The organism is Segeticoccus rhizosphaerae (assembly GCF_009192725.1).
Taxonomy (GTDB): Bacteria; Actinomycetota; Actinomycetes; order Actinomycetales; family Dermatophilaceae; genus Segeticoccus; species Segeticoccus rhizosphaerae.
Genome location: NZ_VOHR01000678.1, coordinates 1 through 685, shown reverse-complemented (window position 1 = coordinate 685; position 685 = coordinate 1). Strand labels below are relative to the sequence as shown.

Genomic DNA, 685 nt, shown 5'->3' with positions numbered 1-685 from the left:
CCGGGAGGTCACTCGGAACCCACCGGTGGGTCATGGTCAGCTCGGGCCCGGCGACCGCGACGTAGTCCACGGCCAGCACCCCGGCCGGCGCGGCCGAGGCGGCGGCCATCCGCCCGTCGCCGTCCGATCCGTCCACGGGGTACCACTCGGACGCCGAGCCCAGCCAGACGTGCGGTTGGTCGGAGGTGCGGACCTTCGAGAGGACGAACCGCCCACCCAGGTCGGACGCGCCGATGCCCATGTCCAGGGTCAGCCCGGTGACCGTGCAGCCGGTGCGGCAGGGGAGCAGTGCGTGCAGCACCGTCGCGCGTGACCCCCGGTACGGCAGGTTGCCGAGGATGACGGTCCTCATTTCGTTGTCCGCAGTCAGGAGCTGGAGCCGCAGCTCGACCGGGCTCCCGGGAGACGGCACCATCCCGCTCGTCGACACCTTCGCGGAGATGCTGGTGCCTCGGACCCGTCGCGGTGGCGCGGTCTTCGGGACCAGGCGCGGCAACGCCGCAGCGGCCTCGGGTGCGCCCGGGAACAGGGCGATCCGGCGGAACTGGTCGGGCACCACGGCCTCCACGGTGCTCGCCTCCGGCCCTGGCGGCTGGACCTGCACGACCGGCGTGAGCTCACGCCCGCTCGGGTCGAGCCGGTCCAGCACGCGGCGCACCTCCGACAGGGCGGGGCGGTCGACGGT

Annotated in this window: 1 protein-coding gene; it reads right to left on the bottom strand. The window is 74.0% G+C overall.

Features of this window, described 5'->3' with window-relative positions; translation table 11 throughout:
- On the bottom strand, positions 1-685 hold a 685-nt coding region (locus FRW57_RS23775; protein WP_162529487.1), incomplete at both ends, for a hypothetical protein.